Origin of the sequence: Schaalia naturae, assembly GCF_042665795.1 — a bacterium.
Taxonomy (GTDB): Bacteria; Actinomycetota; Actinomycetes; order Actinomycetales; family Actinomycetaceae; genus Pauljensenia; species Pauljensenia naturae.
Map to the genome: position 1 here is coordinate 540,597 of NZ_JBHTEF010000001.1, position 23,867 is coordinate 564,463.

Annotated in this window: 19 protein-coding genes and 3 pseudogenes; 6 read left to right on the top strand and 16 right to left on the bottom strand. The window is 62.8% G+C overall.

Annotated features, from left to right (window positions below; genetic code table 11):
• Nucleotides 1–11: 11 nt before the first annotated feature.
• From ACFQWG_RS02370 to ACFQWG_RS02400, 7 genes and pseudogenes are all read right to left on the bottom strand, one after another.
• A pseudogene (locus ACFQWG_RS02370) lies at nt 12–1,067 on the bottom strand (recombinase family protein); the annotation flags it as partial.
• A 379-nt stretch (nt 1,068–1,446) separates the two neighbouring features.
• Nucleotides 1,447–1,806: a hypothetical protein gene (locus ACFQWG_RS02375; RefSeq protein WP_380971756.1), complete on the bottom strand. Its 360-nt coding sequence runs from the start codon at nt 1,804–1,806 to the stop codon at nt 1,447–1,449.
• Nucleotides 1,807–1,964: 158 nt separating this feature from the next.
• Nucleotides 1,965–2,423 (bottom strand): annotated as a pseudogene (locus tag ACFQWG_RS02380) (transposase); the annotation flags it as partial.
• A 38-nt stretch (nt 2,424–2,461) separates the two neighbouring features.
• A pseudogene (locus ACFQWG_RS02385) lies at nt 2,462–3,633 on the bottom strand (IS30 family transposase).
• 861 nt (nt 3,634–4,494) lie between these two features.
• Nucleotides 4,495–4,785, bottom strand: a complete 291-nt coding sequence (locus tag ACFQWG_RS02390) for a transposase (protein ID WP_380971758.1) — start codon at nt 4,783–4,785, stop codon at nt 4,495–4,497.
• A gap of 232 nt (nt 4,786–5,017) precedes the next feature.
• Nucleotides 5,018–6,325, bottom strand: coding sequence for a nucleotide-binding domain-containing protein (locus ACFQWG_RS02395; protein WP_380971760.1), 1,308 nt, complete (start codon nt 6,323–6,325; stop codon nt 5,018–5,020).
• The gene (locus ACFQWG_RS02400; RefSeq protein WP_380971762.1) at nt 6,322–6,924 is read right to left on the bottom strand and encodes an SLATT domain-containing protein; all 603 of its coding nucleotides are present in this window, start codon (nt 6,922–6,924) and stop codon (nt 6,322–6,324) included. Before ACFQWG_RS02400 ends, ACFQWG_RS02395 begins: the two co-directional genes overlap by 4 nt.
• A 260-nt stretch (nt 6,925–7,184) precedes the next feature.
• On the opposite strand from ACFQWG_RS02400, the gene ACFQWG_RS02405 reads away from it, so the two are divergent.
• Complete coding sequence (locus tag ACFQWG_RS02405; RefSeq protein ID WP_380971764.1) at nt 7,185–9,251, top strand: ATP-dependent nuclease; 2,067 nt, start codon at nt 7,185–7,187, stop codon at nt 9,249–9,251.
• The gene (locus ACFQWG_RS02410; RefSeq protein WP_380971766.1) at nt 9,248–10,903 is read left to right on the top strand and encodes a UvrD-helicase domain-containing protein; all 1,656 of its coding nucleotides are present in this window, start codon (nt 9,248–9,250) and stop codon (nt 10,901–10,903) included. Before ACFQWG_RS02405 ends, ACFQWG_RS02410 begins: the two co-directional genes overlap by 4 nt.
• Nucleotides 10,904–11,003: 100 nt before the next feature.
• Here ACFQWG_RS02410 and ACFQWG_RS02415 read toward each other — a convergent pair whose 3' ends face one another.
• From ACFQWG_RS02415 to ACFQWG_RS02445, 7 genes are all read right to left on the bottom strand, one after another.
• On the bottom strand, nt 11,004–11,348 hold the full coding sequence (locus ACFQWG_RS02415; protein WP_380976176.1) for a helix-turn-helix domain-containing protein: 345 nt from the start codon (nt 11,346–11,348) through the stop codon (nt 11,004–11,006).
• A gap of 142 nt (nt 11,349–11,490) precedes the next feature.
• Entirely contained in the window at nt 11,491–13,026 is a 1,536-nt protein-coding gene (locus tag ACFQWG_RS02420; RefSeq protein ID WP_380971768.1) for an AbiH family protein, read from the bottom strand.
• Nucleotides 13,027–13,044: 18 nt separating this feature from the next.
• Nucleotides 13,045–14,703, bottom strand: a complete 1,659-nt coding sequence (locus ACFQWG_RS02425) for an IS1634 family transposase (RefSeq protein ID WP_380971438.1) — start codon at nt 14,701–14,703, stop codon at nt 13,045–13,047.
• A gap of 106 nt (nt 14,704–14,809) precedes the next feature.
• Nucleotides 14,810–15,223: a hypothetical protein gene (locus tag ACFQWG_RS02430; RefSeq protein WP_380971770.1), complete on the bottom strand. Its 414-nt coding sequence runs from the start codon at nt 15,221–15,223 to the stop codon at nt 14,810–14,812.
• A complete protein-coding gene (locus ACFQWG_RS02435) occupies nt 15,224–15,943 on the bottom strand; it encodes a nucleotidyl transferase AbiEii/AbiGii toxin family protein (RefSeq protein ID WP_380976178.1) in 720 nt (239 codons plus the stop codon).
• Nucleotides 15,825–16,619 carry a hypothetical protein gene (locus tag ACFQWG_RS02440; protein WP_380971772.1) on the bottom strand — a complete coding sequence of 265 codons (795 nt, stop codon included), beginning with the start codon at nt 16,617–16,619 and terminating at the stop codon, nt 15,825–15,827. Before ACFQWG_RS02440 ends, ACFQWG_RS02435 begins: the two co-directional genes overlap by 119 nt.
• Before the next feature lie 104 nt (nt 16,620–16,723).
• Nucleotides 16,724–16,864, bottom strand: coding sequence for a hypothetical protein (locus ACFQWG_RS02445; RefSeq protein WP_380971773.1), 141 nt, complete (start codon nt 16,862–16,864; stop codon nt 16,724–16,726).
• 568 nt (nt 16,865–17,432) lie between these two features.
• Here ACFQWG_RS02445 and ACFQWG_RS02450 point away from each other — a divergent pair.
• Nucleotides 17,433–18,161, top strand: a complete 729-nt coding sequence (locus tag ACFQWG_RS02450) for an SDR family oxidoreductase (RefSeq protein ID WP_380971775.1) — start codon at nt 17,433–17,435, stop codon at nt 18,159–18,161.
• 36 nt (nt 18,162–18,197) lie between these two features.
• Here the strand turns inward: ACFQWG_RS02450 and ACFQWG_RS02455 are convergent, their stop codons facing one another.
• Nucleotides 18,198–18,908, bottom strand: a complete 711-nt coding sequence (locus ACFQWG_RS02455; RefSeq protein ID WP_380971777.1) for an MBL fold metallo-hydrolase — start codon at nt 18,906–18,908, stop codon at nt 18,198–18,200.
• A 94-nt stretch (nt 18,909–19,002) separates the two neighbouring features.
• On the opposite strand from ACFQWG_RS02455, the gene ACFQWG_RS02460 reads away from it, so the two are divergent.
• Nucleotides 19,003–19,536, top strand: a complete 534-nt coding sequence (locus ACFQWG_RS02460) for a TetR/AcrR family transcriptional regulator (protein WP_380971779.1) — start codon at nt 19,003–19,005, stop codon at nt 19,534–19,536.
• Between the two features lie 95 nt (nt 19,537–19,631).
• Here the strand turns inward: ACFQWG_RS02460 and ACFQWG_RS02465 are convergent, their stop codons facing one another.
• On the bottom strand, nt 19,632–21,245 hold the full coding sequence (locus ACFQWG_RS02465) for an MDR family MFS transporter (RefSeq protein ID WP_380971781.1): 1,614 nt from the start codon (nt 21,243–21,245) through the stop codon (nt 19,632–19,634).
• 146 nt (nt 21,246–21,391) lie between these two features.
• Between ACFQWG_RS02465 and ACFQWG_RS02470 the strand changes: the two genes are divergently transcribed.
• Both ACFQWG_RS02470 and ACFQWG_RS02475 read left to right on the top strand, forming a co-directional pair.
• Complete coding sequence (locus ACFQWG_RS02470; protein WP_380971783.1) at nt 21,392–22,006, top strand: TetR/AcrR family transcriptional regulator; 615 nt, start codon at nt 21,392–21,394, stop codon at nt 22,004–22,006.
• A gap of 528 nt (nt 22,007–22,534) precedes the next feature.
• Nucleotides 22,535–23,866, top strand: a complete 1,332-nt coding sequence (locus ACFQWG_RS02475) for an MFS transporter (protein WP_380971785.1) — start codon at nt 22,535–22,537, stop codon at nt 23,864–23,866.
• The last annotated feature ends 1 nt before the right edge of the window (nt 23,867 follow it).

The window sequence follows — 23,867 nt, forward strand, 5'->3', positions numbered from 1 at the left end:
CGGGTGCAGTCGGTGCTGCCGGAGTGCCTGCCCGAGCACACGAAGTACGGGTAGACCCTGCCCTGATGGTTGCGCGCATGGCAGATGATTAGCCGCGAGCCACACTGCCCGCAGTACACCGTGCCTTTCAGGTAGTGATCGTGGACCTGGGTCTTGTCGGCGGCGGACACGTGGGAGTCGAGGACGGCCTGGACCTGGTACCAGACTTCACGGGGCACGAGGGGTTCATGGCTCCCCCGGTATGTGACCTCTTTGTAGGTGATGTCGCCCTTGTAATACGTATTGCGCAGCATCCGGCGCAGACTGCTCTTGCCCAACGGCCTTGCTGGACGCCTGGGGGTGGGACGCGTCGTCAGCCCGCGCCGTTCGAGTTCGCGTTGCAACTCGGCGACTGTCCACAGGCCGGAGGCGAACACCTGGAACGCCCACGACACCAGCTCGCCGCGCTCCGCGTCGATGCGGACGGTGCGCTCTTCGCGTCCGTGCTCGTTGCGAATCCCGACGTTTTCGTATCCGACCGGGGCCGCGCCGATCGTGCCGCCTTGCGACGCCTTCTGCGTCAGGCCTTTGATGGTTTCTGTGGCGAGATTACGCGAATAGAACTCGGCGATGGAGGACATGATGCCGTGCAGCAGCATCCCCGAGGGCGTCTCGTCGATGTTCTCGCTCGCTGATACGAGCATGACCCCGGCGTCGCGCAGGGCCAGGTGGATGGTCACGTCGTCGGCTCGGTTACGGGCGAGCCGGTCGACCTTGTGGACGATGCAGTAGTTGACCTGGTGCTCGGCCACGTACTTGATCATCCGCATCAGCGCGGGCCGGTCGGCCTTGCGCGCGGACTCGCCCGCGTCAACGAACTCTTCGACCACCGTCGCGCCGAGCTGTTCGGCCTTGTTCATGTTCGCGTCGCGCTGGGCGGGTATCGAGTACCCTTCCTCGCCGCCACCCTTCTCCGCCTGCTCCTTGGTGGACACCCGCAGGTAGATCACGGCGGTCGCCCCGCCCGTGGGTATGGAAGGGGAAACGAGACTAGCGACCTTGAGACGGTCGTCAACGAGTGTGGTCATGGCTTTTCTCCGCAGCTAGTGGTCCGAACCACCGCAGAGTCGTCAACTGCGAATGCTGATCGTGAGAAAAGCCCGAAAGCCGCAAGGACATGACCGTGAAGGCCAAGTGAAGATGCCCCGCCATGGTGGCGAGGTCAAGGACCACAACATCCACCTCTACGGCGGATGTTCCTATTTTACTCTGTCCCGCCACCGGATGTCATCGCTCTGGGCGAAGACGACCGCTCGATGCGCCGTTGTCCTGTCTCCTGAAGCGTGAGGCGGATCAGCAGTTCACTGAGTTTCCCCAGGTCAGGGCTGTCGCGGTGCTCCGCTCTCGCGGAAAGTTGTCGTTCGTCGCGTGGACGCCAGCTCGTCTTGCGGTGGTAGTTCCGGACCATCAGCCGACCTCGCCAGTCTCGGGGTTGACGCCAGCGTAGAAGTTGTCCTCAGCGCGCTTGCGTTTGTTGACTTCGTCGATGACGAAGCGCACGAAGTCCTCGTCCCGGTCGCCGATCGCCTTCTCGTCGACGGGTGCAGCGGCCTCCTCGCCGGGCCAGCTGGTTTGCCGGGTGGGGCGGTCGCGGTCCAGGCGGGTGCCGGAGGTCGCGACCCATTCGCGGAGGCGCTGGCGTGTGTCGGCGAAGTCGCGGTGCCATCCCAATGGGGCGGCGGCGTTCTGCTCGGCATCGTAGGCCGCCAGCCAGCTGAGGTGGAGGGCGGAGAGTTCCCAGATCAGCTCGGGATGCCGATGCCACATCGGCGGGATCACGCTGGCCGGAAGGCCATAGGTGTGGCGCAGCCAGTCCACCCATCGGTTCAGCTCTAGCAGTTCGGCTTCCAGGTCGGTCGAGGACAGGAGGTTCCAGTTGATCGGGTGCGCCGGGGGTCTGCTGTAGGGATTGGTGTCAGGGTGGGTTAGGCGGCTTGTGTCGCCGGTTGGGTCATGATGGCTTCGTATTCGATGGGGGTCAAGCGTCCCAGGCGTGATTGTCTGCGTCGGCGGTGGTAGGTGCCTTCGATCCAGGACACGATCGCGATGCGCAGCTGGGTCCTGGTGGCCCAGGAAGTGCGGTTGAGGACGTTCTTCTGCACCAGACTGAAGAAACTTTCCATGGCTGCATTGTCCCCGCACGAGGCCACTCGCCCCATGGATCCCACCAGGTCATGACCAGCGAGAGCTCGCTGGTATTTCTTGGAGCGGAATTGACTACCCCTGTCGCTGTGGACGACGCACCCAGCGACGTCACCACGCATGGCGACGGCGTTGTTGAGGGCGGTAACTGCCAGGCGAGCTTTCATCCGCGAGCCGATGGAGTACCCAACGATCCGGTTGGAGAACACATCTTTGACGCAGCACATGTAGATCTTGCCCTCAGCGGCTTGGATTCCAGCAGTCGTTGCAACGGTGTGAACTATCCCGAGCCCAGTAAAGCACTCATCCGCTCCATCGGAGTGTCCCAGTTCAGCGCCTTGCGCGGCCGGTCGTTCAGTTCGTCGGCGATCGCGGCGAGGGCCCCGGCGTCGTGGGTGCGGAGGTTTGTGCCTTTGGGAAGATACTGCCGGAGCAGCCCGTTGGTGTTCTCGTTCGTGCCGCGCTGCCAAGGTGAAGCCCGATCGCAGAAGTAGACCGCCATGTCCGTGGCGAGGGAGAAGGCCCGGTGCTCACTCATCTCCGCGCCCTGATCCCAGGTGAGGGTCTTCTTCAGCGCGGGCGGCATCCCCTGCAAAGCGGAGACGAGGCTGTCGCGAACAGCATCGGCAGTACGCTCGATCGGAAGATGACCTAGGACCACGTAGCGCGTGGTCCTTTCAACGAGTGTCGCGACGGCTGAACCACTGCCGGCGCCAACGATCAGGTCGCCTTCCCAGTGCCCTGGGACCGTGCGACCTTCGACGTCGGCGGGGCGCTGGGAGATCGGTGTCATCTCGTCGATAAACCTGCTCGTGCGCATCTGCGGGTCACGGTGGGGTTTGCGGCGCGAACGACCGCGACGCAGCGAGCCTGCCAACTCGCGTCTCAGCTCTCCATGCGCGTGGACATAGATGGCCTGGTAGATCGTCTCGCAGCTCACGCGCATCCCCGGGTCATGGGGAAAGTCTCGCTGAAGCCGATGGCAGATCTGCTCCGGCGACCATCGCTTCTTGAGCTTGGCGGCGACGTAATCCCGCAGAGGGCCATCGACCGCGAGCTTTGCTGCCCTCGGGCGTTCACGCCGCTTCACGGAGACACGATGCGCCGTGTGAGGCAGATAGCCGATCCTGCTGACGGTGTTGCGTCTCACTTCACGGCTAATCGTCGAAGGCGCCCGCCCCATCATCGCCGCGATCTTGACAGGCCCATCATCATCAGGTCCTTCAGCCGTTCTCGCTCGAGGAGGCTGAGGTAGCGGGCATCGATGACCTGCTCGACACGGGCAACGGGGACGCGTTCGCCTTGGACCCATGCAGTTCTCGGATTCTTCACGTTCGCCAGGACCTCCTCAGGCCGGTAGAGCACCACTCTGCCGTCAGGGTAGATCCGGCCTTTCGAGAACACACGGATGCCCTTGTCCCAGTCCAGCGCCTGGTGGGATTCGACGCCCAGCCGTTGAGCGGCCTCGCGGCGTGATACGCCCTCACGTCGAAGCTTAAGGAACTCCTGCCGTTTCGCGTCCGCGTAAGCGCCCGTGAAGATCCCCGCCTTATGCGCCCAGGCGTAGCAGGTGACCCGGTTGAAGCCGAGTTCGCGTGCGACCGCCGAGACGTTGCCGCTCACAGCGAGCCGTCTGAAGAACTCCGCCTTGTCCTCCGGGGCGTGCTTGCGCTGCGTGCTCCGCGGCGTCGACAGCCCCGCTTGCTTCATCCATCGGTAGCCGCGATCCGGACTCACGCCGACGGCCAGCGCAGCTGCCCGCACCGATCCGCCCCGATCGATCAACCCCAAGAACGCCAACCTCTGCTGCTCCGTGTACTTCCTCGCCGGCATCTCCGCTCCTCGCCGCTGGTGTTGCAACGACTGCTGGAATCCAAGCGGTCCTATGCTCTGTGATGTCGGTGAGCCATAACTGGTTGGGGCCTTCCGCTTGGAACTGGTGGCGAGTGCGCCCATGCTCGTCTGTGACCGTGCACAGGTCGTCATGGACCGCGGGCCCTGGCTTGGCGTTCTTCCCCCGCCGCTTGCCGAACACGCTCCACCAGGAGTTCTGAGAGGCGATCTTCCACGCCGTGCGATCCGACATCACCTGGCCAGCTTCTCGAGCTTCATCGGCCAAGAGCCGGTACCCGAACTCTGGATCGTCGCAGTGCGCGTCAAAGAGAGCGTTGGCCCGGTAGGCGTCTCGAACCTCCGAAACGGTGATGGGGTGTGTGAGCCAGCGGTAATAGTGCTGGCGGTGGAGCTTCAAGACCCTACACGTCGCCGTGACGGGGATCCCGTCTACAGCCAGCTCCTTGACGAGTGGGTACTTCATTTTGGGGAGATCTCCCGAGCAAAGAACGCAGCCGCCCGCCGCAGGATCTCGTTTTCCTGCTCGAGAACCTGGTTGCGGCGCTTCAACGCTCGCAGCTCACCAGACTCCGAAACTGCTGGCGCTTGGGGGTCCTCGGCTAACTCCGCCTTGTGCACCCACCGTCGCAGACAAGACTCGGCTATACCGAAGTCCTTGGCAACCTGACGCAACGGGGCCTCACTGGTGCGAGCCACCCGGATCACGTCCTCGCGGAATTCCTTGGGATAGGCCTTAGGCATGATGATCATCCTTCCAGAACGCACCCACGTGCGCTCACATCAGGTGCCACCAATCCCTACAGCAGACCCCGCCAGTCGAAACACGGCGACGCCTCCCGGGGCGGAGCCAACCCGCTCTATAGCCCTGAAGTCATGACTGCCAAATACTTTCAGACACTTGCGTTTGATACGTGGAACTCTCCAGGTGGCGAAATGAGCATGTCGGGCGGGGCCACTGAGAGCGACGGTTATGACGGATTGTTTAAGAGGCATTCACAGACCTGATGCTCGTGTTGCTGATCGGAACATCGATCCGGTCGCGGGCAACAACGATTCCGTCCTTGATGACATAGCACTCGACAACGTGGTTGCCCTTGAAGTCCGAGTGCTCCATTCGAGTGTTCCGACTGGTGGATTCGACAACTTGACCACGGATCATATTCCGTCGCTCGGCCTCTGGGCCGCGGTTCAGTACCTTCCACTTCACTTGGTATGGCTCTCCGACCGTGCAGTTGATAATGTAGAACTTCAGCGTTTTGTCGGCTTTCAATGGCGCGCCTGTTCGCAGCATCTCCCGAAGACTCGTTGGTCTCCATCCGTTCTGCGTGACTTCACAGTCGACGGTGACGGATTCGACAATGTCGACGGGATACTCGTTCTCGATGAACTGCTCAGAGTCTCCGAACAGCTGAGCAGCCTTGCGGGTCGCGAGCGGCACCGATGTGCCGAAGACTTCCCGCCACTTCTCGTTGGCCGCTGACTTGCCTGTTTCCTCGATAGCATCAAGGCACTTGTTATACGCTTTCTTTGCCTTGGGCTGGAACCGCGCCTTCACCGTTACTCTCTGGTTACTCCCCAGGGCGAGGTAGTAGCCCTTATCGGGTTCCTCTTTCAGAAACTCGAAGAAGTCGCGTACCATGAGGTCAAATGTGTCTGTTGTCGCCGAGTCATAGTCGTTAGTCTGCGCGAAGAATCCATGTACTAGCGTATCGATGAGCAGACCCCCCATAACCACTCCATTAGCGTTCTTCCACGCACGTATCATGCGAGCCAGATTGCGCATGTTCGTGGATGTGCGGTCATTACATTGTTTGGTGGCCGCAATCTCGTCCCGGGGCTTCGTGACTCTCCAGCCTTGTGCCTTCGTGTCCGGGTACTCGAAGCTGCCGTCCTCGTTCTCAAAGGCTGGCTGCACTTCGAACTTGAAAGCATTGCTGGTGAACTGTACCCGTACGACGCACTGGTCGACGCGGATCATGGTTTTTGGATATCGCGCCTTCAGGTCATCCCGGACACGCTCAAGTACCCTGCGAGGTCCCGCGTCGCTGTCGTAGTTGGAGCGGATGTCGGGTGGTAGAACGAAGATCATGTCTAGGTCGGACACGCCCTTAATGGCTGTGTGGCGGCCGTAGGAGCCCACCATCAGCCTGTAGTCGGCGCATCCGTCCTTAGAACGAAAGTCTTTGTTCAGCGCCTTCACGATCTGGTCCCGGCGGGATGATACCGAAACCGCCGTGTCGCCGACTTTCAAGTCCGTCAACAATGCGTCGAAAATATCGGATGTCTTCATGAGCAGGTTCCTTTGTTGCCGAGTCTGAGCGCTTCGGGGAGGAACAGGTCGATTTCGTGAGGTGTGAACGTCATCTCTTCGTTGTTTTTGAGCCCTTCTTGAGCGCGCGCGAACGCCCTTGAACTCGTCCGGGGGGCGTCAGAATACGCGTTGCGGGTGGCTTCTTGGAGTTCGTCGCGTCGACCTTGTGCCTGTGTATTCGAGACGTCGCCGGACATCAGATCAGCGATCAGCGAGATGTACGACTCGCGTATAGCCCAGAGCCGAGAAGCGATGTCGCGATGGGCGTCGGACTCCTCCGCAAACCGGAAGGCCTTCGCCCCCAGACTCATCCAGCTCACCAAGAGCGCGATGGTCGATGTCGCGAGGCTAGCCAAGGCAGGATCGCCTAATAGACCGATTATCGTAGCCAAAAAGGTGCCTGAGCTGATCGCTGTGAGAGCGATGAGCACGCCCTGTTGCCACCGATACTTCACGAAACAGATGTCCGCTTGCTTCTCATGGGTCTTCTGGCTGTAGACCACTCGCCCAAAGGATTCGCGCACCTGCGCCAGCAGGTACGGGGTGGCACCGGGCACTTCCCCTTGCTCGTCAGACACGTCGCCCCGATCATCGTTTCCGCAGGAGGGCACCTCCGCCTAGGAGCCCACGAAACGTTGTTCAAAGGTAGGACTGCGACCGACGGCGATCACCTTACACGCACTCAAGTATGCCTCGGACCACCGACAAACAGGCGCTCTGCCACAGCGCGTCGCCCTTCCCAGTGCTTCGGATTGCTGCCGGCCAGCGCATGTTGTGTCGGCCAAGCTCGCGAAGGCTGCGAGACCCCGTCCGCTGCCAGTCAGCCCTTATCTCAAGCTTGACCGATCTCAAGGGCACAGAGGTCGATGCCTCGGTCAGCGGCGTGCCCACCTCGTTCGTGCCGATCGACACGACTATTGTCAGAACATGCCAGTGGGGCCGAATTAGCTATGCGCTGGTTACCCTACCGAGGAGAGTGCTACTAGCTATGAAGATGAAGGCGCTTCGCCTCAAGAATTTCCAATCGTTTGGACCAGTCCCAACCGAGATTGAGCTCAGCCAACTCACGTTTATCCTCGGACCCAACGGTGCAGGTAAGACCGCCGTTCTGGTCGCACTTGCTCGGCTGTTCAGTCCCTTGCCATCACTCCGCCGAGTACAGCCCGATGACTTCCACGTGCCCACGGGTATCAGCCCTGACCTGACTGATAAAGAGCTTTGGATCGAAGTGGATATCGAGTTTGATGAGGTGGCAGACGGAGATGAGCCGCATCCTTCGATTCCGCCGTTCTTTGCACATATGGCCTTGCAAACTCCAGACGATCCGCCACTGGTTCGGATTCGTTTGACAGCGACTCTTGACATTGACGGCTTCGTTGACGAAAGAATCGAGTACATTACTCAGGTTAATGCTAACGGTGAACCGGCACAGCGATCGGACATGTCGCGTCACGACCGAGCAGCCATCGAGGTGCACTATCTGCCGGCCCGCCGTGACCCTGTTGATCACATCGCGTACACGACGGCCTCTTTGCTGGGGCGTATGCTTCGCGCGGCTGACTGGACCAGTGAGCGAACTGAACTGGCGCGCTTGACTGACGACATCTCGGCCTCGATGACCAGCAACGATGCTGTAGAGCATATTGGCATCGAGATTCAGAAGGCGTGGGCTGGCATGCACAAGGGCGTTTTCTTTAAAGATCCTGCCATCGCTTTCGGACGGGGCGAGATCGAGGGTGTGCTGCGTCAGCTGACGGTAACATTCGCCCCGGGCCCGGCAGGCGACGTCGTTAGCTTTGAGCGACTCAGCGACGGACAGAAGTCGTTGCTCTATATATCGCTCGTCCTGGCATGGCAAGGAATCTCTCGTAAAGTGCTCAGCGGCGCGGAGACCTCCTTTGATCCCGACAAACTACGGCCTCCGGTTTACATCGTCATCGCGCTGGAGGAACCTGAGAACAGTCTCGCTCCACAGTACCTTGGTCGGATCGTCCGTCAGCTTCGGGAGGCATGTGACAAGAAGGACGTACAGGGCGTGGTCACGACACACGCTCCAGCGCTGCTTCACCGGGTCGAACCCGAGAACATCCGGTTCCTGCGACTCGCCCCCGATCGCACGACAACCGTCCACACGATCGTGATGCCAGCCAACACTGACGAGGCCGCCAAGTACGTGCGTGAGGCCGTTCTTGCCCACCCAGAACTCTACTTCTCGCGCCTGGTAGTTCTAGGCGAAGGCGACAGCGAACAGATCGTCCTGCCCCGGGTACTTGCCGCGGCAGGTATCGCTGAGGATGACGTTTCGATCTGTGTCGTCCCGCTCGGTGGCCGTCATGTCAACCATTTCTGGCGGCTGCTCGAACACCTTGAGATACCGCATGTCACGCTGCTTGACCTTGACTGCGGGCGCTACCAAGGTGGCTGGGGAAGAATTAGTTACGCCGCCAAGCAGCTGAATAAATTCCGACCGGGCACCTTCACCCCAGATTCTGTAGCCAAGATCAAGGCTTGGGATGCCGCCACCGACTTTCCCCTTTATAAGGCTGGCTCAGGGGCTCTGCACACAATGGAAAAGCATGGCGTCTTCTTTTCGTACCCGCTTGACCTGGACCTCATGTTGCTGAAAGCCTACCCAGACGCATATCACGTTACAACGGCCACTCCGAGTGTCGCCACCATGGAAGCTGTCCTCGGCAAGGCGCGTGCCAACGTCGACCGGCTCGGTGATGCTCACCTGGAGCTCTTTGACGAGTACCAGAAACAGTTCAAGCAGCGTAGCAAACCGGCTAGCCACATCGCTGCCATGGCCGAACTCACGAACGAGGAGCTACTAGAGGGTCTGCCGGAACCGCTCGAACGGATGGTCGACGCAATTCGAGAGCGGCTGGGATCGATTCCCGAATGATCCTGCCGGAGGACTGGCGGCCGCCAGAAGACATCACTCTCGAGCCGAACGCTTTGCGCGCGGTCCGCGAGCCCATGGCGAATGTCGTGGTGACGGCTGGTCCAGGTGCCGGCAAGACCGAACTGCTGGCAGAACGGGCGGACTTCCTCCTCACGACGGGTGCTTGCCGCTACCCTCGGCGCATCCTTGCGATCTCGTTCAAGGTGGACGCAGAGCGGAACATTCGTGAGCGTGTCCGCAAGCGTTGTGGCGAGCAACTTGCTGCGCGATTCGACAGCTTCACCTTCCATGCATTCGCCAAGCAGATCATAGACAATTACCGGGTCCTGTTTACCGGCAACGATGCCCTCGACCCGGATTACACGGTCGACCGGTCAGACCGGGTTCCACACAGGCAAATCACGTTCGACGACTTGGTGCCGTTGGCGATCGACATCCTGCAAAAGAGTCCCTTTGTGAGGAATGCGATCCGGCAGACATACAGTCATGTCTTCCTGGACGAGTTCCAAGACACCACGAGCAATCAGTATTCACTACTGAAGGAAGTTTTCATCGATAGCAATGTTGTTCTCACCGCCGTCGGCGACGTTAAACAGCGGATCATGAGCTGGGCCGGGGCGTTGGACGGCATCATGCAGACCTTTTCTGTTGACTTCGCCGCCCAACCGCTGCCGCTGTACCAGAACTACCGCTCCGAGCCGGTGCTACGCCGGATGCAGAACCGTATAGTGCAAGTAATGGATCCAACAGCGGCGATACCAGTCGCCGAACTCGTTGGAACAGAAGGCTCTGTCACTGTGATGCCCTTCACCACCTCAGCGGATGAGGCGGTAGGGATAACGGATCAAATCGAAGCATGGCTCAACACAGGTGTTCCGGCGAGCGAAATCGCGATCTTGGTTCGTCAGCAACCTCACTTGGTCTGCGAGCTACTGATTGACGAGCTGAATGCCCGAGGCATCGCGTCACGTAATGAGCAGTTACGTCAGGATTTGACAGCCGAGCCAGCCGTGATTGTGATTCTCGACCTGATCCGTGTCGTAGCAGATGATCGCCGACCGGCTGCCTACGCGCGGTTAATGCGCCTGGTTACTCGGATGAGTCGGACAGAGGAGATGGCACTTAGGAACGCGAGGGCAGTCAGTCGCTTCCTTGAAGCGGAGCGCGAGACGTTCCGCGAAGGCACTGCTTCGCGGTCGGATTCAAACGAGTGGAAGAAAGTCATCGTTGGGTTCCTCCGTCTGGTTACCAAGCCAGTCATGTGCGCGTTGTCGCCTGAGTATCAACATGGTAAGCATTTGAACCAATTGATCAAGCAGACCTTTGATGTCTTTTGTCGAGAGCTCGACAAGGACGGTGATCCAATTGCGGCATTGGTGCGGCTATCAGAGGATGAGGCTGTACGGATTCTAACAATTCATAAAAGCAAGGGGCTTGAGTTCGAGAAAGTCGTTGTCGTTGGCGTCGAGAGTGAGTTCTTCTGGGCTGAGATCGATGATTGTCGCGCTGAGTTTTTTGTCGCTATTTCCAGAGCGAAGAACGAGTTGATCTTGACTTGTGCGCAACGACGGCCTCGTCCAACAAACGCTCCATGGAGGTGGGAAGAACAACGCCATCCGATGAAAGAATTCTTGAACTACGCAGCTGAATAGCTGTGAGCTATTCGACGGCCTAGGATAGACAGCCTTCAGTTCCTTCTAATATCCGCGTTCTAAAGGGGCGAGTTTTCCATCTTGAAACCTTCTTAGTCTGTTACGATCCGGCCGCAAAACCGTTGTGCACCGCCTGCGTAACATGCCTCCTGTCGACTCCAAGTGCTCGCGCAATGGCACGGAGCGACAACCCCTGCTCGTGGAGCCGAACAGCCTCAGCCGTTTCCTCGGTGCCCAGTCCCGGCGCTCGCCTGACCACACCGCGTCGAGTCAGATGAGCCGAGACAGTCGAACGATGAATCCCATACGTCTCGGCAAGACGCGCGACGCCGGCCCCGCCTTGGTAATCCTCGACCAGCTTCGTCACCTCCGAGGGCGTGAGAAAGGTTTGAGGAGTGCCAACTTTGCGAACAACCTGCCCCCGATTGTCCCGAATCGGGGGCACATCGGCGCCATATACACCGCGCTTCCGCCGTGCGACAAGGGATTTCAAGCGCGGGGCAAGGTTCAAGAATAGGACCAAGCAGGACCCGGCCTCCGGCTCCGACGTCTCAACGTCGGAGCCGGACTTCTCTCAAAAAAGCGCATCAGCTCTTAAGCCAGCGCGGTGCGGTTGACTGACTTGTGTTGAGCCAAGCTCGTTCGGCGGTGTCGTCGTAGATGACAACCCGCACTTTGTCGATCAAGACGGCTTCGAGTCCTGCCTGCGATCGAGCTACGGTGGCGAATCGGCGCCTGACGTCCTTGTCGGTCAGTTCATTCTCGCCCTGCGATCGACGCCAATAGATCATGAGCTCAGAGTCGTCCTGCTCGACGAGGGTCTTTGCGATCGCCCTCCACCACCAGCCATCAGTTTCGCCTAGTGAGCACCCGAAAATGATGAAGAGATCAGTGTCGGCGAAAAGGTCACCATACTTTACCTCGTTCTGCGCCCAGTATGGTTTGGTGAGCTTGAGCGCTGGCCCCTCTGCCGAGTCGATACCGAAAAGCAACGACCTCGAAGTGTACTGCACCCCATGCGGGTGCACCACGTCAGAGACGAGGTAAGAGACCATATGGAATCCTTGGCGTTCTTTTCCTGTGGAATGACCGCGGGGGTTGGGGTGGAAGTTGATATTGCGATCCGATTGCTGGTATGGATGAGGGTCGAACTGAATCTGATCGAGATATAGGTAATCATCGAGAAGCGTTGTGTAATTGAAATTTACAAACTGGAAGTTGAATAGATCCCCGATATCGAGTCGAGTTGGAAGCATCATCTTCCCGTACTCGCCGGGGTCCATGACATCTCCGAGGAAATTGGTAAAGCTAGTTATCGTCCAGTCATTTGCTACGGATTGATCGCCTAGATTGGCAAGAAGATCTGGGGTCGCCACTTGGTCGAGGAAGCTGGAGAACTCACGCTGGACCTCCTTCAAGTCTTTGGCCACATCGACTGCAGGTACATTGTCGTGATCGAGAATTACGCCAATGGCGCCCTCGATGTCACTCCAGTTGGTGGCACCCGAATGGTGCAGCTGCTCCATCTTCTGAAGAATTCGGTTGTCCGACCGGAACTTCCGGTACTTGAGGTGGTAATAGAACGACTCATAGCGGGTATCCACGGTGGAACCGAGGTCAGACAAAACTTGGATATCGAATCCATTTCCTACTATTGCCATGATGTTGTACTGATTTCGCACATCATCGAATTTGCTGGCAAGGCTGCTGTATCTCATAGTGAGGACTCCTAAGTAGAAGAATGGAACGGACAAGCAGCCAAGTAGGCTGTGTATCCCTATCGCGCCTAGAAATTCGTACTCAATCTGAGATTCGGTGTGGCAGATGCCGCTTGATCCTGGATGCCTCTTCGTCGGTTCGATCGTGGCCAGGGTGGTCTCGACTTCGTCGCGGTCGCCGCCGTTGCACTGTGTCCAGCGGCATTCGTCGGCGTCGAGGTCGGCAAGGAATGCGTAGCGTGTGCGGACGGTCGCGATCCATTCGCCAATTCGGACGGGCTTGGTGAGGTAGCCGATGTCTTCAGGTCGGAAATCGCTGGAGGTCCTTGCTGCAAGGATGTCGTCGGGTTCATCCGGAGGAGCGCCCCGACCATCGGCGACGACGTCGCGATAGACCTTGAGCATCTACAGGCCTGAGTTCGGTCATTCGCTTAGTGCCTGAGGTTTCCCCGTTGTGAGGGCATCGATGATCGCTTGTCGGTCGGGGTCGATGTGGGGTGGGATGATCTGGGTGGCGCCGTTGGCGGTGATAGTCGCTGAGCGCAGGGGCCGCAGCTGGCGGATGACGTTGCGGATTGCGAGGCCGCAGCGTCGCTGGACCTCGCGCGAGACGGCCAGGGCTGTGAACACGATGGTTAGGTGGGCCTCGATCGCGTCGCGGGTGCGCACGAACATGGGCCTGGCGGCTAGGTCGGTCTTGGACATCCGGAAGGATTGCTCGACGTGCCACAGCTCGTGGTAGGACCCGATGACCTCACTGGCCGCCATCAGTTGGGCGGGGATGTTGGTGACGTAGCCCTTGAGCCCGACCAGGCGCCTGGCGCGGGCCAGGGCGGCCTCGTCCAGGCTGCGCGCCTCACCGGTGGTCTTGACGAATCTCGGGGTCCGTGCGGCTTTCTGACCGGCGATGACCGCTCGGGCGCGGTTTTCCTGCAACGTCAGCGTCTTGCCGTCGCGCGCCGCGCGTTTGGTGGAGTAGGCCCAGACCGCGCGCCACGACCCGGGATGCTGCCCGGGGTCCCAGACTGGCTCGGCACGGAGTGCTTCGTCGTTCTCGCTGCGCCGGCCGGTGCGGGGTGTGATGGTGTCGATGACCTGCCCGTCGGTGAATGCGTCCCCGTGCCAGCGAAAGTGCGAGGCCAGGTCCAGCGGCGCCTTGGTCACTCTGGAGCCGACGATGAAGTGCAGGTTGGCCTCATCCAACGCGGCCAGGTTGGACGCCGAGAGCATGCCGGCGTCAGCCACGACGACCATGTCCTCAATGTCGTGGCGGCTCTGGAACTGTCTGATCATCGGGATGATCGTGGCCGTCTCGGCCTGGTTGCCCTCGTAGCAGCCGATCTCGAGGGGGAACCCGTGGCGGTCGACGAGCAGACCGACGACGATCTGGGGGTCCACGCGGCGTTCCTTGGAGTAGCCGACCTTGCGCAGGTCGTCCTCCTTCTCGGCCTCAAAGTACAAGGTCGTCACGTCGTAGAGGCACAGCGAGACCTCACCACTGGTCGCGGCGTGGGCGAAGGACAGCTCGGCGACCTTGTCCCGGTAGGCGCCGGGACCTTCACCGGCTGCCGCCCGGGCCAGGGTACGGCGCATCGTCTTCTCACTCGCCGGCCGGGCGCCCAGATCGCTCAGCACACGGCCGGTGTCCAGGATCGAGGTCGCCTCCACGATCCGCGCGATCACCAGATCCCGGAACACCGCATCACCCAGGGCGTCGAACCCCAGGTCCGTGAACACCGCGCTCAGCGCGTCATACAGGACCCGCGAGGAGGTCCCCACCACCCGCGGCGGGGCGGCCGGCCCACGTTCACGTGCCGGAGAGCCCGGCTCATCGAACAGCGCCGCCACCCGCGGCGCGCCGAGCAGCCTCGTCCTGGGCTCCACAGGCTCCAGGCCCAGGTCGAACTCGCCCTGACCGGGGTCCTCCAGCAGCTGCCGCGCCCGCCAGACGAGCAACCCGAGCTCGGCCTCGGTATGCGCCGACCCGACATGCGCCACGATCCGCCGACGACCATTGACGGACTCGGCAATCTGCACGGCCGTCGCCCCCGAAGCCGTCCGCACCCGCCGAATCCACGCCACACCCCCACCGTAGAGCACCAATTAGTGCCTCAAATCGGCATCCAGCGAACCCATCGGCACAGGTCAGCGACCTACGCGATCCCGAAGCGCGACGAAGTGACCAAACTCAGGTCATAGTGAGGACTCCTAAGTAGAAGAATGGAACGGACAAGCAGCCAAGTAGGCTGTGTATCCCTATCGCGCCTAGAAATTCGTACTCAATCTGAGATTCGGTGTGGCAGATGCCGCTTGATCCTGGATGCCTCTTCGTCGGTTCGATCGTGGCCAGGGTGGTCTCGACTTCGTCGCGGTCGCCGCCGTTGCACTGTGTCCAGCGGCATTCGTCGGCGTCGAGGTCGGCAAGGAATGCGTAGCGTGTGCGGACGGTCGCGATCCATTCGCCAATTCGGACGGGCTTGGTGAGGTAGCCGATGTCTTCAGGTCGGAAATCGCTGGAGGTCCTTGCTGCAAGGATGTCGTCGGGTTCATCCGGAGGAGCGCCCCGACCATCGGCGACGACGTCGCGATAGACCTTGAGCATCTACAGGCGTCTGACGAGCGGCTCATTCATGATGCCATTGGTCGCGTACCACTGGAGATCATAGAGATCGCGAGCCAGCGAAACCCTGCGGAACCTGGCCAGTTTCTCCGCGATCGCTTCCTCGGTTCTGATCACGGGAGTGGGCGGTACGGTGAAGTCGTAGCGGCTGTGGATGGGAAGCCGGATGGGATCCAGGACGTCCGGTGCGAGGCTGAGTCGGTGGCGGGCGAGCTCGATCTTCGCGCCGAGGTCGGGTCTTCCGAAGGGCGTCTCGATCCTCAGGCCTCCACGCCGCCCGTCATCCCCGAGGTTCTCGACGGCGAAGGAGAATCCGTCCAACCCCGCGCCGTCCAGTGCTTCCAGTGCGGCAAGCGGTAGATCGTTGCCGGGAGCGGTGAAGTCGAGGTCGGTGGAAAATCGGCCAGAGTTTCCTGCACGGAACTTGCGAAGTGCGGTGCCGTGAAGACCAAGCCCTGGTTGAACAGGCCAGCCTGGTGCAGGAGGAACAGTGCGTGATCCTGGGCGATGTCGAGCAGAGCGGCGTCTCGCCCGCCCTTTGCGCCCTGGTAGTGCCGGACCAAGTGCCCCTCGGTGATGCGGCTCATGACCCGCCTCCGACGCTGAGGTAGGGGTGGAGGCGGGTGTCGCTGACCCTTGTGACGGAGTCGTATCGTCCGCCCTGACTGCGCGGCCCGATCCAAGCTGTTTCGGTAGGCGGATTTGCGTCGATAATCTTGTGGGCGGCCTCACGGTTGCCAGAGGCCTGGAGCAGATAGGCCGTGCGTTGTCTGGCAGCGGCACTTGCCGATGCCAGAAGGCGAAGGACCTTGTCGGTGTCGACATCGAAGGGCGGATCCGACAGCCACTGTCCCAGTCCGGGGGTGTCCTTGTATCCGGACGGGCGGATGCCGATGCCGACGAGTAGACCCTCTCGATCCCAGGTTGGCAAGTCGTTGATCACTGTGACGCCTTCGTTGGGAATCTCAATGCGGACGCAGCGCCACTGTCCATTCATCGCCTTCGGGAACGCCGCGTCATCGGGCAGGGCGATGACCTCTCGGTCGGGGATGCGCTGTGCCAGCCCGAGCAGACTGGCCGACGATTCCATCGCGAGAACGCCGGGCCACCCCATTCGGAGCGCGTGTTGTGCCCGGAACTCCAGGAAACGGTCACCGGAGGAATAGGAGCCAGCGCGAGAACCGGGGAGGAACTCCCACGCACCCCGTGAACGGAGTGTGCCCAGCCAACCGTCGCGCTGAAGCTCATACGCGAGCATCCGGGGAGAGCCCGTTGCACCGACCTCGTCCATCACCGAGGCGAGTCGGTCAACCGTCACGATCGTGTCGCCATCGAGCTCTAGCTGCTCGATGATGTCGGCAACCGGTCGTGTGATCATGCGTGACATTGTCAAATATCTCCGCTCTTTGGTCCGTCATAACAAACTACGGTCAAACTTGACAGTGCTTTGAGGTTGGCTCGGGGGACTTCTTCCTCTGTGGATCAGATGCTGCGGGCGGGTTCGATCGCTCCAGCCTGGACCAGCGCAACGCGCACGGCCTTGCGCCCCACTCCCATCTGCTGTCCGACCACCCGCATCGACATGCCTTCTCGTGCCAGACGGACGGCCTCGTAGTCGGCCATCGGGGAGTCGATCTCGGAGAGCGTGGGAATGAGGACTCGAATCGTCTAGACAGCCGTCGCAACGGGCCCTGATAGTCCATCGAACCAGGGTCCAGGGGCCGCTGGCAGCCCCTGTCGACCCCACGATTCAGGCGCTGGATCAGCGTGTTCGCCCTCGGGGAGAGGCTGTCGAGCGCACGACGCTGGCTCCCAAGCAGGCGAGGTCCAGACCCTCGACACGAGGAGCTCCCATGGTCCGGTTTGAGCCGCGCCGGTCATTCCTCGTTGCGTCTTGGCGTCGGCGGTTCACTGTCCTCAGGAGGCTCCGGTCCGAGACAGCACAGAATGCCGCGCGGACAGAGAGGGCGGGTGCCACGCGTCGGGAGGTTCACGCAGGTCGCGGGGCTGCGCGAGCGACTGCTTGATTTCTCGGTTGCCGCATTCTGTGCTGTCGGCTGTCTTTCGGCGTCCGCCACGGTCCCTCCCTGTGCGGGACATCGCTGGCCGGGGCATGCGGGGGCAGGTATGGTCGAGGCCTGTGGCGCGTCGGCACGTCGGCTTGGGCGTCGGAAAAGGCACAGGGATCCAGATGGGCGAGTTGCGAGGCGAGGTCGTCGTGGTGATCGGCGGCAGTTCGGGCATCGGGTTGCGGGTGGCCGAGCTGGCCGCGCAGGCCGGCGCCTCCATCGTGATCGGGGGCCGAGACGAGGGGCGGCTCGAGGCCGCGGAGAACCGGCTGTCGGGCGAGGGCGGCTCGGTGTCCACGATCCGCGTCGACGCTCACGACGGCACGTCGCTGGACGCGTTCTTCGACGAGACCCCGGCCTTCGACCATCTCGTCTCCATGATCGGCTCGCCGATGGGAGGCGGGTTCCTCTCCGCTCCGCTGTCGGAGATCCGTCGCACGGTCGAGTCGAAGTTCTTCGCCAACCTCATGATCGCGAGGCTGGCGGCGCCGCGTGTCCGCACCGGCGGTTCGCTCACCTTTACCTCCGGGACCGGAGGGCGCGCACAGGACGCGGCGGGCAGCTACGTGGGGAACCTGGCCATCCACGCGCTCGTCGAAGGTCTGGCCGTCGAACTCGCGCCTCGCGTTCGCGTCAATGCGGTCGCCCCGACGTGGACCGACACCCCGCTGTGGGCTGATATGCCGGCCGCCGAACGCGAGGCCACCAAGGCGCGGTTCGGCGAGGTGATCCCGCTGGGGCGGACGGCGACGGTGGACGAGCTTGCCGCCGCCTACCTCTTCCTCATGACGGACAGCTTCGTCACCGGACAGCAGCTGGCCGTCGACGGCGGCATCATGCTGGGAGCCTGACCGCGCGGGCCGACGATCTGCGCGGAACGGTCCGGGCTACAGGCCGGCCCGGACGTCGGCGACGATGGAGGCGGGTGTCGCCTTCCACAGGACGCCGTGACCAGGCAGGACCCATGCGACCGGGAGGTGCTCGATCCTCTGGAGGGAGTCCAGGGCCTGGGCAGGGTCGTCCGTGAAGGGCGCGGGGGCTGGACCCGTCCTGCCTGTCAGGACGTTGCGCGTGGTGAGAGCGTCGCCGACGAAGACGGCGTCGGCCTCGGGAACGAGGACGGCGATGCTGCCGGGGGAGTGGCCCGGCAACGAGATGATGGTCGGCGATCCCGGGAGGGGCAAGGCATCCCCGTCCTCCACCTCATGGACGGCGGTGAGGGGGGTCGTGCGCAGTCCTCCTTTGCGTGCGGCATAGGTCAGGAAACCGGTCGTGGCCCCGAGTCGCCAGGCGCCGGCCTCAGACTTCGGCGTCGGCGCCCCCATCGCGCGCGCGGCGTCTGCGGCATGGACGAAGACCGGTGTGCCGTACTCCCGTCGGAGACGCTCCGCGAACCCGATGTGATCGCTGTCCCCATGGGTCAGGACGAGGCCGCGAATGTCGTCGGGCGATCGTCCCATGGCGTCGAGCTCGCGACGGAGGTCGCGCCAGTGGCCCGGCAGACCCGCGTCCACCACCGTGATGCCGTCCGCGGTCTCGATCATGTAGGCGGCGACGATGTCGTTGCCGATGCGACGCAGGTGCGGCCCGAGTTCCATGAGGGGCTCCTTGTCGGTGGAAGCGATGTGCCATGATAGACATGGCTACACTACGTAGCCATGATGGCTAATGTCAATAGCTATAGGAGGCGGTATGTCCACGCCCGACCACACATCGCTCGACGCCATCGTCGCCGCAGGCCGCGACCTCCTGGAAGCCGGAGGGCCTGACGGCCTCACGATGCGGGCCGTCGCCGATCGCGTGGGCGTCAGAGCGCCGTCCCTCTACAAAAGGGTGCGGGACAAGGCCGCGCTCCGGCGCCTCGTCGCGGACGCCACCGCCGACGATCTGGCCGCCCGCTTCGAGGACGTCTCCGGGTTCCCCGCGCAGATCCTCGCATTCCGGAACTTCGCCCATGAGCGCCCCGAGGGCTTCCGGCTGCTCTTCTTCTCGGGAGCGGCGTCCCAGGAGGGGATCGAACGCGCCAGCTTGCCGGTCCTCGGCCTCGCGGACGCCCTGAGCGGTCAGGAGCATGCCCTGGAGGCCGCGCGGCTCGTGACGGCCTGGGCCACGGGTTTCGTCAGCATGGAACTGGCTGGCGCCTTCCATCTGGGAGGGGATCTCGACAAGGCGTTCGAGTTCGGGATCGAGCGGATCTCACGGGCCCTGTCGGAGCCGGCGCCCTGAGGCGGCGCGAGGACCGCGACGGCCGGTCCGGGACGGGCCGATCTCTGGGCGCGCGAGGGGCCGGGTGGAAGCGACGAGGGCGCCCCGGGCGCCTGTCACCGGTTCGTCCAGCGTGCCGGGGCGCCGTCGGCGGCGAGCCGTTCGGCCTCCTCTCCGCCGATGGCCTCCCCCCGGGCGACGAGACCCGACTCGGTGTCGAGGGGGATCTGCTTGATGAAGAAGGCCAGCACCAGCGCCGCGCAGAGGAAGGGGATGATGTACCAGAAGACCGGGGCCAGCGCATCCGCGTAGGCGGACACCACCCCGTCGCGCACCAGCTGGGGCAGCGAGTCCATGGTCTGCGGGTCGATCGTCGAGGTGGCGCCCGCCGCCTCCTCGGGGCTGAGCCCGGACTGCGAGAACACCTCGGTGAGGCGCTGGGTGAGGCGGGTCGTGAACAGCGTGCCGAAGACGGCGGTGCCCAGGGAGGAGCCGACCTCGCGGAAGTAGTTGTTCGTGGCTGTCGCGGTGCCGACCTGATCGGCGCCCACGGAATTCTGGGCGACCAGCACGATGATCTGCATGACCAGGCCCAGGCCCACTCCGAAGACGAACATGTAGGAGCAGATCAGCCAGATCGGTGTGTCGGCGCTCAACGTGGTCATGGCCAGCATGGCGGCGATGGCGATGACGAGGCCCGCGATCGGATACACCCGGTACCTCCCGGTCCGGGACACGAGGAGGCCCGAGACGATCGACGTGCCCATCATGCCGACCATGAGGGGGATCATCAGCAGGCCGGATGCGGCGGCCGACGTGCCGGAGGCCATCTGCAGGAAGGTCGGCATGAAGCCGATGGCGGCGAACATCGCGATCCCCAGAGCGAGGCCGATGGCGGCCGTGTTGACGAAGATCCGGTTGCGGAACAGGGAGAGCGGGATGACGGGATCCTCGGCGCGCGCTTCCACCAGAATGAAAAGGGCGACGGCCGCGACCAGGCCGCTTCCCCACGCCCAGGTGGCCGGCGAGGCCCATCCGTGGTCGCCGTCGCCCCCGAGGTCGGTGAAGAGGATCAGGCAGGTGGTCGCGGCCGACAGCAGGAGGATCCCCGGCACATCGATCCTGCGCTCGGCCTTCTTCGTGGGGAGGGTCAGGGCGAACACGCCGATGAGGAGCGCAGCGATCCCCACGGGGATGTTGATGTAGAACGCCCAGTGCCAGGTCAGGTGATCGACGAAGTAACCGCCCAGGAGCGGTCCCGCGACGGCCGAGATGCCGAAGACCGCGCCCATGGGGCCCATGTACTTCCCGCGTTCGTTGGCGGGGACGACATCGGCGATGATGGCCTGGGACAGGATCATCAGTCCGCCGCCGCCCAGGCCCTGGATGGCGCGGAAGACGACGAAGCTCTGGAAGTCCCAGGCGATGGCGCAGCCGGCGGAGGCGGCGGTGAACAGCCCGATGGCGACGAGGAAGAGCCGCCGGCGCCCGATGACGTCGCCGAGCTTCCCATAGATGGGCATGACGATCGTGGTGGCCAGCAGATAGGCGGTGGTGACCCAAACCTGGTGATCGACACCGCCCAGCTGCCCGACGATCGTCGGCATGGCGGTTGAGACAATGGTCTGGTCGAGGCTGGAGAGGAGCATGCCGGCGATGAGGGCGGAGAAGATGATCCAGATGCGCCGCTTCGTCAGGAGAAGGGGCGTCTGGGCGGAACTGGTGGACATGTGGCTCCCGTGCAGGACGTCGAGTTGCAGTGACTGCACGATACACTATAGCTAGTGCATAAGAGAATGCAGAGACTGCATTCAACATGGTCGCGACGCCTACGATCTCGAGAAGTCGCAGCAGAAGCCGAGGAAGGGAACGGGCAATGACGCAGGCGAAGGGGCGTGGGGCCACGGCGGCCGCGGTCGAGAGAGCGGCGATGGACCTCGTGGTGGAGCACGGATACGACCAGGTCACCGTGGACATGATCGCCCAGGCGGCGGGCATCAGCCAGCGCACGTTCTTCAACTACTTCCCGACGAAGGACGATGCGCTCCTCGGCCGGGAGATGCCGCGCGTGGACGAACGCGCCGCCCGTCGGTTCATCCTGTCCGACGGGCCCCTGCTGCTCGACGCCCTGTCCCTGGTCTCGCTCCCGCACGCTAGCGCCGGGGCGCCCACGGTCGACGACCGGATCCGCATCGCGGCGCTCTCGCCCTCGCTGATGGCGAAGCAGATGGAGCGGATGGGCGCGATCGAGAGCGAACTCCGGGAGGTCATCGGACTCCGGCTCGAGCACGAGCATCCGGAGGTCCCCCCGGAGGGCCGCGAGGATGAGGCGATGATGGTGACCCACCTCCTGGCGGGCGTCGTCCGTTTCGCAGGCTTCGCCACGCGCGACAGCTCCGGGACGATGCCTGAGCTGATCGAGCGCACACGGGCCACGCTCGCCCGGGTGATCGCCGACTCGGCGCCGGCCGAGGCCGGCACGGCGTCCTGAGGGCTTCGTGCCCGCCGGCCTCCGTCTTCCGATCTGTCAGGTGTCAGGACGCGGCGCGGGAGCAGCCTGGGACTGACGTCCCAGAGAGTGTCCCAATGGACACGCAGAACGACGTGATCGCGAGGACGGGCCCCCGAAATCCGCTTCTGCGGGGGGACTCTCGCTGATAACGTGACGCCGTGGCCGCGCGTCTGGCGCGCCTCGATGCCTCCATCCACAGTCGGATGTCGCAACGGGGAGCGTTCACCGCCATCTGGGCGGGTCGGCGCAATCAAGGAACTTCCTTTTGGACGGCCTCCGTCCAAAAGCCCGGGTCTCGGCAGACGCCGGTCCGTCGGGCATCGGCCCCATCGGTTTCACCCCTTCAGGCGCTCGGCCCGCCTCTCCACCACCAGGTCTCCCGGGGGAGAACTGCGCCCGAACAGCCCGCACGCCGTGTCCCGACGTGGCCGCAGAGTTCTTGTCGTCTCTCTGCCCCTTCCTCTCGCAGGCTCACCATCAGCACCACCTTCACGAAAGGCACTCCGCATGCTTGAGAAGCTCCGGAAGGAGGTTCGGGCCACCGATCTCACCGGCGGCCGCCGAATCTTCCTCCTCATCCTCGTCTCGATGGGAAGTTCGACCATCTACGCGCCCGCGTATCTCAAAGGCGTCTTCTACGACCCGCTCATGGGGGCGCTCCACTGCACCAACGCCGACCTCGGCATGCTGCTGTCGGCCTACGCCATCACGGCGACGATCTGCTACCTGCCGTCGGGCATCGTGGCAGACAAGGTGCGCGTCCGGACGCTCGGCTGGGTGGGCTTCACCACCACGGCCGTCCTCACCTACGTCTACGCGCTGCTCCCCTCGATCACCACGCTGATGTTCGTGTTCATCGGCATGGGCATCACGACGATTCTCATCTGGTGGGGCATCCGCTTCAAGCTGGTCCGTCTGATCTCCACCGAGGACGAGTACTCGAAGAACATCGGCGTCTCCTACGGCATCTACGGCGCCGCCGGCCTGGTCGTCGGCCTCATCAACATGTGGATCGTCAACGCCTTCGTCGACAACATGGAGGGCGGCGTGCGCACCCTCCTGATCTTCCTCGGCAGCCTGATCCTGCTCCTGGGCATCCTCTCCTTCCTCTTCATCCCGCGCTTCGAGGGCGAGATCGACACCGGCGAGGCCGGGTTCAACCTCAAGGAACTCGGGCAGGTCGTGAAGAACCCCGTGGTCTGGCTGTCCGCCGCCTGCATGTTCTTCGTCTACTTCTACTACACGGGCGTCACCTACACGACGCCGTACCTGTCGGGCGTCCTGGGCGCCTCGCTGGGCATCGTCTCCCTCGTGTCCGTCATCCGCACCTACGGCATCACGCTGCTGTCCGGACCGGCCTTCGGCTTCCTCGCGCGCAAGACGGGCTCGCCGTCCCAGGTCATCTGGATCGGCTCGGTCGTCGCGGCGCTCGCCCTGGTCGGGATGACGCTGCTCCCGAGCAAGTCCTCGGTGGCGATCCTCGCGGCCGTCATCATCATCGCGCTGGGCTTCATCGCCAACGGCGTCTTCGGCATCGTCTCCTCCCAGCTGACGGAGGGACGGGTGCCGATCACGATCTTCGGGACGGCGACCGGCATCCTCTCCGTCATCGGCTTCCTGCCCGACACCTTCTCCTCCACGTGGTTCGGATCGATGATCGACAGCCAGGGCAACGACGCGTATCGCCCGATCTTCCTGATCCTGGCCGGGGCCGCCGTCATCTCCGCCGTCTTCGCGATCATCCTGCTTGCCTACGTGCGCAGGAACGCCGCGAAGCTGAAGGCGGTCGAGGCGGCTGCGGCCGCGGAACTCGCCGCGGCGGACGCGAAGGCCGAGTGAC